This is a genomic window from Algoriphagus sp. UBA3586, from assembly GCF_002376385.1.
Taxonomy (GTDB): domain Bacteria; phylum Bacteroidota; class Bacteroidia; order Cytophagales; family Cyclobacteriaceae; genus Algoriphagus; species Algoriphagus ornithinivorans.
The window spans coordinates 275,563-290,168 of record NZ_DFMT01000031.1; the positions used below are offsets into that span (position 1 = coordinate 275,563).

Below are 14,606 nucleotides of genomic sequence, written 5' to 3' on the forward strand. Positions count from 1 at the left end.
CAAGGTTTGATCTATGAATATACGATTACAATCAGCAGCTATCCAAACCGCTGGAAAAACAAAAAAGGCTCTGAATTTCTCCAGAGCCTTTCCTATAATATTTGATGATTTTATAAGTCAATTCCCATGAATGACATGAAGGCAATACCCATCAATCCAGTCAAAAGCATAGTGATACCCAATCCTTTCAATCCATCAGGTACAGCAGAATACTTCAGTTTTTCACGGATAGCAGCCAAAGCTACGATAGCCAAGAAGAACCCTGTACCTGAACCAAATCCATAAACTGCAGATTCGGCGAAAGTATAGTCTCTCTGAACCATAAAAAGAGATCCACCCAAGATCGCACAGTTTACCGCAATCAAAGGAAGGAAGATACCCAATTGACCATAGAGAGAAGGGGCAAACTTCTCAACGACCATTTCTACCAGCTGTACCATCGCCGCAATGATCGCGATAAACATGATAAAGCGTAGGAAAGTCAAATCTACTGAAGCCAAAGAAGCATTAGCCCAAGCCAAAGCACCTTCTTTCAATACAAATTCATTCAAAAGCCAGTTGACAGGTGCAGTTACAGTTAATACGAAAATAACTGCTGCACCCAAACCAAGGGCTGTACTTACTTTTTTGGAAACGGCTAGGAAAGAACACATCCCCAAGAAGTAGGCGAAAACCATGTTGTCGATAAAGATCGACCGGATTCCAAGATTAATTAAGTCCATTTTTCTAAGCGATTTTTAGTGTTCTACATATCCTGTTATGGTGCGCTGCACCCAGATGATCAAGCCCAAGATGATAAAGGCACCCACAGATGAAACCATCAAGCCATTGGTCGCCAACTTGAAATCAGGCCCAAAAAGTCCAGAAATGTATTCATAGACAGGGACTCCGAAAACAGAGCCAGATCCTAAAAGCTCTCGGAAGAAAGCTACCGCAAGAATGATCCAGGAATAACCCAAGGCGGAACCCAAACCATCAAGGACAGAATCGTAAGGCTTATTACCCAAAGCAAATGCTTCCAAGCGGCCCATTACAATACAGTTGGTGATGATGAGTCCGACAAATACGGAGAGTTCCTTATACATGTCGTAAGCGAAAGCTTTAAGCACCTCGGAAACCAAAGTCACCAAAGTTGCAACCACAGCCAATTGCACGATAATTCGAACTCGGGTTGGAATAGTATTTCTAAGTAGAGAGATAGCCAAGTTAGACATGACCACTACAAAGATTACAGATATTGCCATTACTAGAGTAGGCTTCATCTGGGTCGTTACCGCCAAGGCAGAGCAGATACCCAAAACCTGAATGGTGATCGGGTTGTCATCTACTAGAGGATCAGTAACCAGTTTTTTTCTGCGCTTGGAAAGAAGAGCCTCTGCTGGCTTCTTTTCAATCGCTTTTTCTATAGTTTCAGCACTCATAGGTCTTTATTCTAGAAAGGTGGAAAGAATGGGATTAAAGAGCCTCAGCAACTGCCTGAGAGTTCTTTTTGGATTCGATGAAAGACTTGTAGTAGCCCAGATAATTCTGCAACATGGCATTCACACCGTTTCCGGTAATTGTAGCTCCAGACATACCGTCTACTTTGTGAGGATCAGAGGAATAATCTTTTCCTTCTCCTTTTTGCATTTGGATTGCAACCAATTCTCCGTTCTGATCAAAAATCTCTTTTCCAGTATATCTTTCTTGCACACCTGGCTCTGTGATTCTTGCTCCCAAACCTGGAGTTTCACCAGCATGGGCCAAGGTAATACCTCCTACGGTATTCATATCCGTATCCAAAGCAATAAAGCCCCAAATTGCATCCCAAAGACCCGCTCCATAGAGAGGGAAAATATAGGACTCAACCGCTTCATTGTCTCCTTCTGCATGGAAAATGAAAACAGGAAACAAGCGCTGGTCAGCAGGCTTCTTGTAGTTTTTGGCAATGTCTACATTCTCAGCATTAACAGGTGCACCAGCTTGTTCAGTAACCTCCTTTCCATTGATATCCACTACTACGGATGAGATTCGGTTAGCATAGAAAGCATTGATTTGCTCAGGACTCATCGCGTCGATTTCCTCTCCGGAAATCACAGCACCCAAGATTTGCTTTTTCTTGTCCAAGGCAATAGCTTCTTTCTGCAAAGGACCCAAGACCTGGGAAGTGCCTGATAGAAGCAGACCAAGAACCACGGTCAAAATGACCGAAAATGTGATGATATAAACGTTAGACTGTTGCACGTTGTAACCTCCTTGTTTTGTTGGCTTTTACTACATAATAATCAATCAAAGGCGCAAACACGTTCATAAATAGAACGGCTAGCATAATTCCCTCTGGATAGGCTGGGTTTGTAACTCTAATGATCACTGTCAAGAAACCTATCAATAATCCATAAATCCATTTACCGGTTTCTGTCTGTGATGCTGAAACAGGATCAGTTGCCATAAATACGATACCGAAGGCCAAGCCACCCATCACCCAGTGATATTGAGGAGGCATTGCCATGTATTCATTTACAGCAAAAAGATTCATCACGAATCCCATGATGTACGCTCCTGCGAAACCGGAAACGATAATCTTCCAGCTTGCTACTCCTGTACCTATCAAAATCAAAGCTCCAACCAATGCCATCAATGTGGAAGTCTCCCCGATTGAACCAGGAATCCATCCCATAAACATGTTAGCGAAGCTGAACATATCTGAACCCAGTGCAGTGTTATGACTGGCTAAAGCTTCAGTCACAGGCACACCATCTACTCCGGCATTATAGGCAACAGCCAAAGCAGTTGCTCCAGAGAAACCGTCAACTGCGGCTTTATCACCTAAATAAGTCCAAACTTGGTCACCAGAAATCTGTGCAGGATAAGCAAAGTATAAGAATGCTCTTGCTGTCATGGCCACGTTCAGGATATTCATCCCTGTCCCTCCAAAAACTTCTTTTGCAATAACTACAGCAAAAACTGTAGCCAAGGCAACTTGCCACAAAGGTGTAGTCGCAGGTACTACCAAAGGAATCAACATTCCTGTTACCAAGAAGCCTTCGTTGATAGGGTGCTTTCTAATCACAGCGAATGTAGCCTCTACCAAACCACCAGCAGCATAAGCTACAATAATGATTGGAAGAACCAATTGCAAACCGATTAGGGCTTTATCTCCGAAATTTTCCCACAAACCTGCTGTTTCTCCAGTGGCCAACAAGCTTTGATGTCCAACATTGTAAATACCAAACAACAAGCAAGGAATCATGGCCACCACTACAGTGATCATCATTCGCTTCAGGTCAATGGCATCCTTTACTTGGGCACCTTTGATTCCTGTGGTATGATTTGGTGAGAAAAGGAAGGTCTCACCCGCCTCAAATGCGTAATATAAACTTTCAAGCTTGCCCCCTTTTTCAAAAAGAGGCTTCTGCTTGTCCATTAAATCTCTTAGAAACTTCATATGGATTAACTGTATTGGATTAATTCTATACCTTTTCTTACCAACTCCTGCACAGGATGCTTGGACACATCGACAAATTCACAAAGTGCCAAATCCTCTTCTACGATCTCATAGATTCCCAATTCTTCCATTTCATCAAAATCTTCAGCCATGATGGCTTTCAATAAATAAACTGGAAGAATATCCATCGGAGTTACTGATTCAAACACACCGGTTTGAACAAATGCTCTTTCCTCTCCTCTAGCATTAGAGTCAAGTACATATTCTTTGTTTGGTTTTAGGAAGGAAAGTAAGCCTAAAGCTCTGTGATAGCTTAGCTTTTCGGTGGTAGGCTTTGCCCAACCTAAGAACTCATAATAATCTCCTTCAGGGATTACAGTGATCTGGTTGTGATAGAAACCTAAATAACCTTCCATAGAGATTTTTTCTCCTGTCAAAACATTGCCAGAGATCACTCTAACATGCCCACTGTTCAAATTTCCTTTTACAAAAGTGGACACACAAGCTCCAGCCTTTGTTTTCACGTAGGCAGTTTTAGTCAATTCTGAACCAGTGATGGCAATGACTTTAGAAGCATCAAACACACCATTCACTATCAATTTACCGATCTGTACCACCCCTGCCGGAGAAATAGTCCAAGCAATTTCACCCTTGTTGATAGGGTCTAGGTGATGAATCTGCACACCCACATTGCCTGCAGGATGTGGACCGGAGAATTGATTGATCTGAACACCTTTAGCCTGTGAGAAAATCGAAGGAATTGAATTAGAGCCATCCACATTGAGGTGAATTTTTCCTTCAGTCAATTTCGCCAAAGCGTCCAAACCTGCCTGAAAATAGGAATCTTCACCTTGAAGGGTGAATCCCAAATCAGGAGCCAATGGATGCGTATCAAAAGCAGAAATGAAAATAGCCTTTGGAGTATCTGCCGGATTAGCTACAACTCCAAATGGACGCTGAATCAAATTTGGCCAAACTCCGCTTTGGGTTAGTTTTTGGACTAGAGAATCTCTATCGATAGAGGCTAGGTTGATTTTACCCAGATCTTCAAAAGAGTTTTCTTTATCCGCCAAAATTTTGATTTCGAGCAGCTTTCGCTTTTCACCCCTTTTGACTTCAACGATTTCACCTGATACCGGCGCCACGTACATGACTTGATCCAAGGCCTTATCGAACAGGATTGGAGTACCAGCCTTCACTGCATCTCCCTCATTGACAAGTACTTTTGGTCTTTGAAGACCAATAAAGTCTGTCGGCTTAATTGCGAAGGTTTGAGCGGGAGCAAAATCAGCCAGCTCTTGCTTAGCCTTTCCTGCCAGGTTGATGTCAAAACCTTTCTTAAGCTTCACTATTTTAGACATATCTGTTTTTGAACTATGAGCTTTTGAAAAACGCCCCAAATCTAATAAATAACCTCTTTATTTATAGAGTATCTGGAAGTTTATCTTTGAATTTCTTATAGAAAGTTTCCCTTTGATTCCAAAAGGTTGATTTATGGTTTAAGCAAGCAATGCATTCTCTTCCATAGATTCCAAGTGGCTTTTGACTTGCTCCATCAGCCACATGGGAGTAGAAGTGGCTCCGCAGATTCCAACTTTATCTGTTGGCTGAAACCAGTCTGGATTCATTTCTGTTTCGTTTTCTATGAAATAACTTCTGGGATTTTCACTCAAACAAACTTGGTAAAGTGCTTTACCATTTGAGCTTTTTTTACCGGAAACAAATAAAATCACATCATTTTCTTGCGCAAATCGCTGAAGCTGAGGCTCTCGGTTGGATACCTGTCGACAGATTGAATCATTTGCATTGAAATCCACTTCTGTCAATTCACCTTTGGCCGCTTTAATTCTCTCTTCAATTTTTTGAGAAAGCTCATAAAAGCCTTTGGTACTTTTGGTGGTCTGACTGAACAGTGTAACCGGCTTATTAAAATCGATTTTCTCCAAATCTGCATCTTCCATCACAACGATGGCCTTTTCCAAGGTTTGACCAGTCAAGCCAATCACTTCTGCATGTCCTTTTTTTCCATAAATTACAATTTGGCCATTCTCCCGCTCCATTTTATCAAAGGCGGTTTTGACACGATGCTGCAATTTTAGGACTACAGGACAAGATGCATCAATCAGCTCTATGTTGTTTTCTATGGCAGTTTTATAAGTCTCCGGGGGTTCACCGTGGGCACGGATCAAAACTTTACAATCACTCAGTTCAGTCAATTGATCTCTATCTATCACCACCAGCCCCTTTTCTGCGAGACGCTTGACCTCCATATCATTATGAACGATATCTCCCAGGCAATAGAGTTTTTCTGATTGCTCCATTTCATCCTCTGCCATTTTGATGGCAAATTCTACTCCAAAGCAATAGCCTGAATTCTTATCGATGGTTACTTGCATAATCTTCTCTAGGATTAATTTTTTGCTTGGCCAAATACACAATTTGTGCAACTTGCTCCACAAAGCTGAGATTACTGGTGTCTATTTCGACGGCATCCTCCACTTGGATCAGAGGACTTTCACTTCTGGAAGAATCTATTCTATCTCTTTCGGCTAGGTTTTGCTGAATATCATCCAGGTCAATCATGTCGCCTTTTTCCAGCATTTCTTGTTGCCTTCTGTAAGCTCTAGTCTCCAAATCTGCCGTCATAAATATTTTTAATTCAGCATCAGGAAATACTACAGAACCTATATCCCTTCCATCCATCACCACACCTTTTGATTTACCTAAACGTTGCTGTTGCGCTACCAGTTCCTTTCTGATTTCCTTGATTTTAGCTATCTCGCTAACCTTTTCGGAAACGCGCATGCTACGTATTTTAGATTCTACGTTGACTCCATTCAAATAGGTTTCTTGTTTTCCTGTATCAGGATTGGGATGAAATTCGATTTCAAGTGATTTCAATCCTTTTGAAACATCCTGAGGGTTGGATGGGGCAAGATAATTGTCCAAGAAATGTAGCGTAGCTGCCCGATACATGGCACCCGAATCAATGTAGGTATAGCCCAATTCTTTGGCAACTGCCTTAGCTGTAGAGCTTTTACCACAACCCGAATACCCATCTATGGCGATGACAATTTTACCCATTCAAAAATCCAGCTTTCGGTCCTTTTTAATTCCGTCGCAAATATAGTAGTTTTAATCCAAACGAATTTTTGGGAGAGGATTTTCCCCATTTTTATTTTATTGATATAATTCAGATTTCATGATGATTATAGCCAGATATGTAGACATACATCAAAGGAGGATTTATCCAGTGGAGCTCGAAGTTTTAAAAGGAGAAATTGCTTCCATCCGGCCCACATTCGCACGAGGAGATATTCCCTTTCTCATGCCCGGATTTATTGATGCTCACGTACATGTGGAATCATCCATGCTGGTCCCGTCAGAATTTGCCCGATTAGCCGTTACTCACGGAACGGTGGCAACTATCTCCGATCCTCATGAGATTGCCAATGTATGTGGGATGGCGGGAGTAGAATATATGATTGAGAATGGTAATCAGGTTCCATTCAAATTCTATTTTGGTGCTCCTTCCTGTGTGCCTGCTACGCCTTTTGAGACAGCTGGTGGAGAAATTGATGCATCGGATATAGAAACCCTGATGAGTAGACCAGAAATTCATTATCTGGCAGAAATGATGAATTGGCCGGGAACTGTCAATCAGGATCCTTTGGTCATGGAAAAAATCAGAATTTCCCAAAAATATGGAAAGCCAATAGATGGGCATGCTCCTGGACTAAAGGGAGAATTAGCTGAAAAATATGTGAAAGCAGGGCCAAGTACGGACCATGAATGCTTTACCTACGAAGAGGCTTTGGGGAAAATAAAACTCGGAATGAAAATTTCGATCAGAGAAGGATCCGCAGCCAAAAACTTTGAAGCCCTTATCGACTTGATTGATGATTATCCAGAGATGATTATGTTTTGCTCAGACGACAAGCATCCAGATAATTTGGCCATCTCCCATATTAATGATTTAGCTGCACGTGCAGTCGCCAAAGGAAAGGACGTATTTGATGTACTTCGGGCAGCCTGCATTAATCCCATCCAACATTATTCATTGAATGTAGGGCAACTCAGAGCCAGAGACCCAGCAGATTTTATCCTAGTGAAGGATCTGGAGAAATTTGAAGTGCTCGCCACCTATATACAAGGACAAAAAGTCGCTGAAAACGGAAAGACGCTGATTCCAAGCATCAAAAATGAGTTGATCAATAATTTCCATACCTCTCTCAAAAAGCCGAAGGACTTTCAAATCCCTGCTTCTGGGAACAAGGTTAGAGTCATTGAAGCACTTGATGGACAGTTGATCACTCCAGAGATATCAGGAGAAATCATACTTCGCGAGGGCTTGGCAGAATCCAATCTGGAAAAGGACATCTTGAAAATTACTGTGGTCAACCGCTACGAAGATGCTCCTCCTGCTGTGGCATTTATCAAAAACTTTGGTTTAAAGGCAGGCGCTATCGCTTCTTCCGTAGGGCATGATTCGCACAACATTATTGCAGTAGGTGTTGATGATGTGTCTATCTGCAGGGCTGTCAACTTGCTGATACAAGTCAAAGGAGGAGTCTCTGCTGTCTTCGGAGAAAAAGAAGAAGTATTACCTCTTCCTGTGGCAGGGATTATGTCCCCTAAGGATGGATACCAAGTAGCTGAAGCTTACACCAAAATAGACCAACTATCCAAAGAAATGGGATCTAAGCTCAACTCTCCTTTTATGACGCTGAGCTTTATGGCATTGTTGGTCATTCCGGATTTGAAACTGAGTGATAAAGGCTTGTTTGATGGACAGAAATTCGCTTTTTGTGATTTGTTTTTTGATTTGTATTAAAGATTTAAAATATTTTATTCAATTAGTTTGTTTTGTTTTTAGTCCTCCTATATTGCTGGTGATTTTTTTAGCCATGGATCAATTCCGGGAAATTCTAGGCATTCCCAAAGCAAAACAATTTTCAAACTTAGATTTTAAAAAATCATGAAAAAGTTAAAATTATTCGCCTTATCCGCTAGTCTAGTTGGTTTAACATCACTAGGGTTGTCTTACTTTGGAACTAATAATGCCAAGGCTCAAGACAAAATGGTTTATTGCCAATGGGATGGTGAAGGATGTACTACACCTGTAGAAACAAATCTTTGCGGTTGCGAAACACAACCAGGCGAACAAGTTCAATAATCAATCTGTGGCTAGGCTTTATTTTATTGATTTTGATGAAATAGGGAACAGCCACATTTTTCATCTAATTATGCGTTCAATAATTTTAATTATTTCCCTTTTAGTTGTCTTTTCCTCATGTGAAAAAAAACATTTTTATTCCATCACAGAGAAAAAAGTAAGCGAAACATTAATCATTTCAATAAATTCAGATTTCAATCCCGATATCAGGAGGGTTCAATACATAGAGAGTGACTCAGGAGAGTATCTCGCAATTAAAAACAAAAGCAAACCTGAAATTATACTTTTCGATCTTCAAACTAAAAAAATAAACTACAAAATCCCACTATTTACAGATGGTCCAAATAGTATCGGGAATTATAGCGGATTTCAAATTTACAAACCTGATTGCGTACTTATTTCTTCCATACCCCCAAAGGCCTTTAGTATCAATTTCCAAGGTGAGGTTCTAGCCAGTACCCCAATATTTGATCCCGAAAACAAGGTCAATTATGTGGGGTCTACTAATGAGACACCATTTATTGTAAAAGATAAAGAACTTTGGGGAGCCCAGCCATTTTATTCAAATATTTTTAATATCACAGAGAAAGAAGCGATTAATACTCTTTCAATTTTTAAAATAGAAGCAAATAAAACCGATACTGTATCAAGATGGATTCCAATTTCTAGGCCTCCGAATATTTGGTCTGATGGAAAAAAAAGCGCCAATTTCGCATGGGCTAATAGGCATGATTCCATTATTGTTGCACCTTTTACTGACCATAGACTTTGGGTGATTTCAAAAAAAGGGGAAAGACTCGTGAGCTACGTAAATGTAAAGTCTGAATCAGTAAACAGTTTTAGAGTTATCGATGGATACCCTGCCCCTGGAGATAAGGGAATTATACAAGACTTAGAGAGTGATAGTTATGAGAATTTCATCTATGATATTTATAGAGATGTATTTTATCGATTTTTCTTACCAAAGATAGACGTCAACGATTATAACCTCAGTCCAAGATCAATTTTTTCAAGAAGACCTATGATTGGTGTCATGGTTCTAGATAAAGATTTGAAAATCTTAGGTGAATTCAATTTCTTAAACCATGAAATTGAAAACAGGAATTATTTCGTAGGAAAAAAGGGATTGTACGTGTCTACCAATAATCCCAACAGGGATGATTTTGATGAAAATATACTTCGATATGACATTATCAGGTTTGAAGGTCTGAATTATGAAGATTAAAACGCTTTTTATTTTGATGGATTTTTTTTTGCATTTCTCTCGTGCTCAAATCCCAATAAATCAAAAATTGCAGGGATCTTAAATATTACTGAGCCTGAAGATTGGATTTTGGTAGTCAATACTTAAGGATGTAAAACCTGTCTGGATAGCTTTTACAGTGAATTACAACTTCTTCCTAAAAGAAGCCCCGGAGCTATCGTTTTGATTGCAAAAAATACGAAAACGCTTCGACTACATCCTCTGATTGAAAATTCGCCGATTCCACTTTATCTCGATGAACAAAAAAACCTAATTAAGGAAGAGTTGGTACAAATGACTGATCAGATTCTGCTTTTTAGAGAGGAAGGATTTACCTCATTCGATATTTTGGATTATGAAAATGCTTTGAGTGAAATAAGATAGTATTGATCAAATACCAAAACAGAATTCTACCGGCATACCGTTCAGCTGTAGGAAAAGAAATACAGCTTAAAAAGCAGTATTATTATACACTTGAGCAATCGGTTAAAAGATAAAAGCCCGCCTTTAATAAAAAACAAACCCTCCAAGGGTGAAAACCTTTGGAGGGTGAGTATTTTAAAACTCCGAAGTAAAGTGAAACTCAATCTCGGGATAATTGTCCTGTACCAACTGAAGCCAGGCTTTAGACTAGTGCCTGCCTTACGAATTGAAATTCGCTTTTTGTGATCTGTTTTTTGATTTGTGATTAAAACTTTAAAATATTTTATCCAATTAGTTTGTTTTTTTTTTGCACCTCCTATATTGCTAGTGATCTTTTTGGCCATAGATCAAATCCGGGAAATTCTAGGCATTCCCAAAACAAAATCAATTTTCAAACTTAAATTTTAAAAATCATGAAAAAGTTAAAATTAATTGCACTAGGCATTGGCCTTTATGGGGCAGCAATCTTTGGTATGTCTTATTTGACTTCCAATGAAGCAGAAGCCCAAGGTGAGATTGCCAAGTGCGAGTGGGATGGTAAAACTTGTACCAAGCCCAAAGACAAGGCTCCCTGTGGTTGTGAAGTTGACGGAGCGGCAGTACAATAATTAATTTAATAGTAAGGCTGTTTCTAAAGTTTGAATATTCTTATATTATAGTAAAAGGAAAGTTTAGATTTTTGAAGCAGCCTGCCTTCATTATATGAAAAATATTATTTTCCTCCTAAGTCTGGTTGCATTAAACAATTGCAAACCAAAACAAAATGAAATCAAGCAAATCAATAAACAAGTTTACTCCACAATTCAAATTCCAATTGATCAGAGCTTTAATCCAGACCTATCTCGGATTCAACACTTTGATAGTGATTCCGGTGAATACATAGCTATACAAAATAAAACTAATTTTGAATTAGGTATATTTAGTTTAAACTCTCTCGATATACATCAAATCATACCATTGAAAAAGGAAGGTCCTAATGGTATAGGATTAATGAATGGTTTCACCATAAAATCAGAGGATACAATAGTAATTGCTTCGATCCCACCTAGAGTTCATCTAATCAATTTTCTTGGAGAAAAGTATTCTACGATCAAAATTGAAGACCCTGAAAAAAAAGCAAACTACTTGTCGTCCAATAATGAGACTCCCTTTATTTTTCTAGGTAAAGAATTATTTGGTATACAGCCTTATTTCCAAGACTTATATAACATAAGTTTTAAAGATATTGAAAACACTCGACCCATTTTTAAATTAACAATACATTCTGAAAGGGAAAATGAACTAAAGTGGCTAAACATAAACCGTCCAAAGGATGAATGGGACAATGGAAAAAAAAGTCTTGATATTTCATGGACGGATAATGGAGATTCAATCCTGATAGCTCCTCAATTAGACCATAGAATCTGGATTGTATCTAAAAAAAAGGAAAGACTACTTGGAATAAAAGAAATTAAATCTAATCAAATTAATGGTTTTAGAATAATAAAAGATAGCCCAGTTGGGGATGTTGAAATAATCAAAGATTTGGAAAATGGGCGATATGAACTTTTGCTTTTTGATCAATATAGAAAAATCTTTTACCGCTTCTTCTATCCTTCTATTAAGATTGAGTCCTACAATCTCACTCCCAGAAATATGTTGCAAAATCATCCAAAACTTGGCATAATGATTTTAGACAAAAGTTTAAATATCATAGGGCAACATCTTTTTGAAACGAATTACGCTCAAGCTTGGAATTACTTTGTCGGCCGTAAAGGCCTATACATCTCAACAAATAATCCCAACAGGGATGATTTCGATGAAAATATCCTTCGGTATGACATTATTAGGTTTGAAGGTCTGAATTATGAAGATTAAAACACTTTTTATTTTGATGGTTTTTTTTGCATTTCTCTCGTGCTCAAATCCCAATAAATCAAAAATTGCAGGAATCTTAAATATTACTGAGCCTGAAGATTGGATTTTGGCAGTCAATCCTGAAGGATGTAAAACCTGTCTGGATAGCTTTTACAGTGAATTACAACTTCTTCCTAAAAGAAGCCCCGGAGCTATCGTTTTGATTGCAAAAAATACGAAAACGCTTCGACTACATCCTCTGATTGAAAATTCGCCGATTCCACTTTATCTCGATGAACAAAAAAACCTAATAAAGGAAGAGTTGGTACAAATGACTGATCAGATTCTGCTTTTTAGAGCGGAAGGATTTACCTCATTCGATATTTTGGATTATGAAAATGCTTTGAGTGAAATAAGATAGGATTCATGATTTTCAAAAAACAGAATTCTCCCAGTATACCGTTCAACTGTAGGAAAAGCAATACAGCTTATAAAGCAGTATTATTATACACATGAGCAATCGGTTAAAAAAAAGCCCGCCTTTTTCAAAAAACAAACCCTCCAAGGGTGAAAACCTTTGGAGGATGAGTAATTTAAAACTCCGATGTAAAGTGGAATTCAATCTCAGGATAATTGTCCTGAACCATCTGTAGCCAGGCTTTGGACTAGTGGCTACCTTATAATAAAAAATTCGCTTTTTGCGATCTGCTTTTTGATTTGTAATTAAAACTTTAAAATAATTTATTCAATTAGTTTGTTTTTTTTTTGCTCCTCCTTTGTTACTAGTGATCTTTTTGGCCATGGATCAAATCCGGGAAATTCTAGGCATTCCCAAAGCAAAACAATTTTCAAACTTAAATTTTAAAAAATCATGAAAAAGTTAAAATTATTTGCCTTATCCGCTAGTCTAGTTGGTTTAGCATCACTAGGGCTATCTTACTTTGGAACTAATAATGCCAAGGCTCAAGACAAAATGGTTTATTGCCAATGGGATGATGAAGGATGTACTACACCTGTAGAAACAAATCTTTGCGGTTGCGAAACACAACCAGGCGAACAAGTTCAATAATCAATCTGTGGCTGGGCTTTATTTTATTGATTTTGATGAAATAGGGAACAGCCACATTTTTCATCTAATTATGCGTTCAATAATTTTAATTATTTCCCTTTTAGTTGTCTTTTCCTCATGTGAAAAAAAACTTACTTATTCTATCACAGAGAAAAAAATAAACGAAACGTTAATCATTTCAATAAATTCAGATTTCAATCCCGATATCAGGAGGGTTCAATACATAAAGAGTGACTCAGGAGAGTATCTCGCCATTAAAAACAAAAGCAAACCTGAAATTATACTTTTCGATCTTCAAACTAAAAAAATAAACTACAAAATCCCGCTATTTACAGATGGTCCAAATAGTATCGGGAATTATAGCGGATTTCAAATTTACAAACCTGATTGCGTACTTATTTCTTCCATACCCCCAAAGGCCTTTAGTATCAATTTCCAAGGCGAGGTTCTAGCCAGTACCCCAATATTTGATCCCGAAAACAAGGTCAATTATGTGGGGTCTACTAATGAGACACCATTTATTTTAAAAGATAAAGAGCTTTGGGGAGCCCAGCCTTTTTATTCAAATATTTTTAATATCACAGAGAAAGAAGCGATTAATACTCTTTCAATTTTTAAAATAGAAGCAAATAAAACTGATACTGTATCAAGATGGATTCCAATTTCTAGGCCTCCTAATATTTGGTCTGATGGAAAAAAAAGCGCCAATTTCGCATGGGCTAATAGGTATGATTCCATTATTGTTGCACCTTTTACTGACCATAGACTTTGGGTGATTTCAAAAAAAGGGGAGGGACTAGTGAGCTATGTAAATGTAAAGTCTGAATCAGTAAACAGTTTTAGAATTATCGATGGTTTCCCTGCCCCTGGAGATAAGGGAATTATACAAGACTTAGAAAGTGATAGTTATGAGAATTTCATCTATGATATTTATAGAGATGTATTTTATCGATTTTTCTTGCCAAAGATAAACGTCAACGATTATAACCTCGGTCCAAGATCAATTTTTTCAAGAAGACCTATGATTGGTGTCATGGTTCTGGATAAAGATTTGAAAATCTTAGGTGAATTCAATTTTTTAAACCATGGAATTGAGAACAGGAATTATTTCGTAGGTAAAAAGGGATTGTACGTGTCCACCAATAATCCCAACAGGGATGATTTTGATGAAAATATCCTTCGATATGACATTATTAGGTTTGAAGGTCTGAATTATGAAGATTAAAACACTTTTTATTTTGATGGTTTTTTTTGCATTTCTCTCGTGCTCAAATCCCAATAAATCAAAAATTGCAAGGATCTTAAATATTACAGAGCCTGAAGATTGGATTTTAGTAGTCAATCCTGAAGGATGTAAAACCTGTCTGGATAGCTTTTACAGTGAATTACAACTTCTTCCTAAAGGAAGCCCTGGAGCTATCGTTTTGATTGCAAA

Annotated in this window: 16 protein-coding genes; 9 read left to right on the plus strand and 7 right to left on the minus strand. The window is 38.3% G+C overall.

Going from position 1 to position 14,606, the window contains the following annotated elements:
* Positions 1-110: 110 nt before the first annotated feature.
* The 7 genes from nqrE to cmk all read right to left on the minus strand — a co-directional run bounded on the left by nqrE (position 111) and on the right by cmk (position 6,508).
* Entirely contained in the window at positions 111-722 is a 612-nt protein-coding gene (nqrE, locus tag B2906_RS11500; protein ID WP_286939748.1) for an NADH:ubiquinone reductase (Na(+)-transporting) subunit E, read from the minus strand.
* Between the two features lie 15 nt (positions 723-737).
* The gene (locus B2906_RS11505) at positions 738-1,421 is read right to left on the minus strand and encodes an NADH:ubiquinone reductase (Na(+)-transporting) subunit D (RefSeq protein WP_286939749.1); all 684 of its coding nucleotides are present in this window, start codon (positions 1,419-1,421) and stop codon (positions 738-740) included.
* Positions 1,422-1,455: 34 nt separating this feature from the next.
* Positions 1,456-2,223: an NADH:ubiquinone reductase (Na(+)-transporting) subunit C gene (gene nqrC / locus B2906_RS11510; RefSeq protein ID WP_286939750.1), complete on the minus strand. Its 768-nt coding sequence runs from the start codon at positions 2,221-2,223 to the stop codon at positions 1,456-1,458.
* Positions 2,210-3,424 (minus strand): NADH:ubiquinone reductase (Na(+)-transporting) subunit B, encoded by a 1,215-nt coding sequence (locus B2906_RS11515; RefSeq protein ID WP_286939752.1) that lies wholly within the window; start codon positions 3,422-3,424, stop codon positions 2,210-2,212. The genes nqrC and B2906_RS11515 overlap by 14 nt, the downstream gene beginning before the upstream one ends.
* Before the next feature lie 5 nt (positions 3,425-3,429).
* Positions 3,430-4,785 (minus strand): Na(+)-translocating NADH-quinone reductase subunit A, encoded by a 1,356-nt coding sequence (locus B2906_RS11520; protein ID WP_219957885.1) that lies wholly within the window; start codon positions 4,783-4,785, stop codon positions 3,430-3,432.
* A 138-nt stretch (positions 4,786-4,923) separates the two neighbouring features.
* On the minus strand, positions 4,924-5,820 hold the full coding sequence (locus tag B2906_RS11525) for a 4-hydroxy-3-methylbut-2-enyl diphosphate reductase (RefSeq protein WP_219957884.1): 897 nt from the start codon (positions 5,818-5,820) through the stop codon (positions 4,924-4,926).
* Positions 5,801-6,508, minus strand: a complete 708-nt coding sequence (gene cmk / locus B2906_RS11530; RefSeq protein WP_286939754.1) for a (d)CMP kinase — start codon at positions 6,506-6,508, stop codon at positions 5,801-5,803. The genes B2906_RS11525 and cmk overlap by 20 nt, the downstream gene beginning before the upstream one ends.
* Positions 6,509-6,626: 118 nt before the next feature.
* Between cmk and ade the strand changes: the two genes are divergently transcribed.
* The 9 genes from ade to B2906_RS11575 all read left to right on the plus strand — a co-directional run.
* Entirely contained in the window at positions 6,627-8,258 is a 1,632-nt protein-coding gene (gene ade / locus B2906_RS11535; protein WP_286939756.1) for an adenine deaminase, read from the plus strand.
* 144 nt (positions 8,259-8,402) lie between these two features.
* Positions 8,403-8,600 carry a hypothetical protein gene (locus tag B2906_RS11540; RefSeq protein WP_286939757.1) on the plus strand — a complete coding sequence of 66 codons (198 nt, stop codon included), beginning with the start codon at positions 8,403-8,405 and terminating at the stop codon, positions 8,598-8,600.
* Between the two features lie 70 nt (positions 8,601-8,670).
* Positions 8,671-9,825 (plus strand): DUF4221 family protein, encoded by a 1,155-nt coding sequence (locus tag B2906_RS11545; RefSeq protein WP_286939759.1) that lies wholly within the window; start codon positions 8,671-8,673, stop codon positions 9,823-9,825.
* Between the two features lie 854 nt (positions 9,826-10,679).
* The gene (locus B2906_RS11550) at positions 10,680-10,874 is read left to right on the plus strand and encodes a hypothetical protein (protein WP_219957878.1); all 195 of its coding nucleotides are present in this window, start codon (positions 10,680-10,682) and stop codon (positions 10,872-10,874) included.
* A 94-nt stretch (positions 10,875-10,968) separates the two neighbouring features.
* Positions 10,969-12,123 (plus strand): DUF4221 family protein, encoded by a 1,155-nt coding sequence (locus B2906_RS11555; protein ID WP_219957877.1) that lies wholly within the window; start codon positions 10,969-10,971, stop codon positions 12,121-12,123.
* On the plus strand, positions 12,113-12,523 hold the full coding sequence (locus B2906_RS11560; RefSeq protein ID WP_286939761.1) for a hypothetical protein: 411 nt from the start codon (positions 12,113-12,115) through the stop codon (positions 12,521-12,523). The genes B2906_RS11555 and B2906_RS11560 overlap by 11 nt, the downstream gene beginning before the upstream one ends.
* 450 nt (positions 12,524-12,973) lie before the next feature.
* Entirely contained in the window at positions 12,974-13,171 is a 198-nt protein-coding gene (locus tag B2906_RS11565; protein WP_219957874.1) for a hypothetical protein, read from the plus strand.
* A 70-nt stretch (positions 13,172-13,241) separates the two neighbouring features.
* Positions 13,242-14,396: a DUF4221 family protein gene (locus B2906_RS11570; RefSeq protein ID WP_219957873.1), complete on the plus strand. Its 1,155-nt coding sequence runs from the start codon at positions 13,242-13,244 to the stop codon at positions 14,394-14,396.
* Positions 14,386-14,606 (plus strand): hypothetical protein (locus B2906_RS11575; protein ID WP_414631665.1); only part of this gene is annotated, 221 nt, incomplete at its 3' end. The genes B2906_RS11570 and B2906_RS11575, both read left to right, overlap by 11 nt.

What these genes read in the sequence shown, in the direction of transcription:
- B2906_RS11560 (WP_286939761.1), top strand. Translation starts at nt 12,113, where the DNA reads ATGAAGATTAAAACACTTTTTATTTTGATGGTTTTTTTTGCATTTCTC.
- B2906_RS11540 (WP_286939757.1), top strand. Translation starts at nt 8,403, where the DNA reads ATGAAAAAGTTAAAATTATTCGCCTTATCCGCTAGTCTAGTTGGTTTA.
- B2906_RS11570 (WP_219957873.1), top strand. Translation starts at nt 13,242, where the DNA reads ATGCGTTCAATAATTTTAATTATTTCCCTTTTAGTTGTCTTTTCCTCA.
- ade (WP_286939756.1), top strand. Translation starts at nt 6,627, where the DNA reads ATGATGATTATAGCCAGATATGTAGACATACATCAAAGGAGGATTTAT.
- B2906_RS11565 (WP_219957874.1), top strand. Translation starts at nt 12,974, where the DNA reads ATGAAAAAGTTAAAATTATTTGCCTTATCCGCTAGTCTAGTTGGTTTA.
- B2906_RS11505 (WP_286939749.1), bottom strand. Translation starts at nt 1,421, where the DNA reads ATGAGTGCTGAAACTATAGAAAAAGCGATTGAAAAGAAGCCAGCAGAG.
- B2906_RS11555 (WP_219957877.1), top strand. Translation starts at nt 10,969, where the DNA reads ATGAAAAATATTATTTTCCTCCTAAGTCTGGTTGCATTAAACAATTGC.
- B2906_RS11550 (WP_219957878.1), top strand. Translation starts at nt 10,680, where the DNA reads ATGAAAAAGTTAAAATTAATTGCACTAGGCATTGGCCTTTATGGGGCA.
- B2906_RS11545 (WP_286939759.1), top strand. Translation starts at nt 8,671, where the DNA reads ATGCGTTCAATAATTTTAATTATTTCCCTTTTAGTTGTCTTTTCCTCA.
- B2906_RS11520 (WP_219957885.1), bottom strand. Translation starts at nt 4,785, where the DNA reads ATGTCTAAAATAGTGAAGCTTAAGAAAGGTTTTGACATCAACCTGGCA.
- cmk (WP_286939754.1), bottom strand. Translation starts at nt 6,508, where the DNA reads ATGGGTAAAATTGTCATCGCCATAGATGGGTATTCGGGTTGTGGTAAA.
- nqrE (WP_286939748.1), bottom strand. Translation starts at nt 722, where the DNA reads ATGGACTTAATTAATCTTGGAATCCGGTCGATCTTTATCGACAACATG.
- B2906_RS11525 (WP_219957884.1), bottom strand. Translation starts at nt 5,820, where the DNA reads ATGCAAGTAACCATCGATAAGAATTCAGGCTATTGCTTTGGAGTAGAA.
- B2906_RS11515 (WP_286939752.1), bottom strand. Translation starts at nt 3,424, where the DNA reads ATGAAGTTTCTAAGAGATTTAATGGACAAGCAGAAGCCTCTTTTTGAA.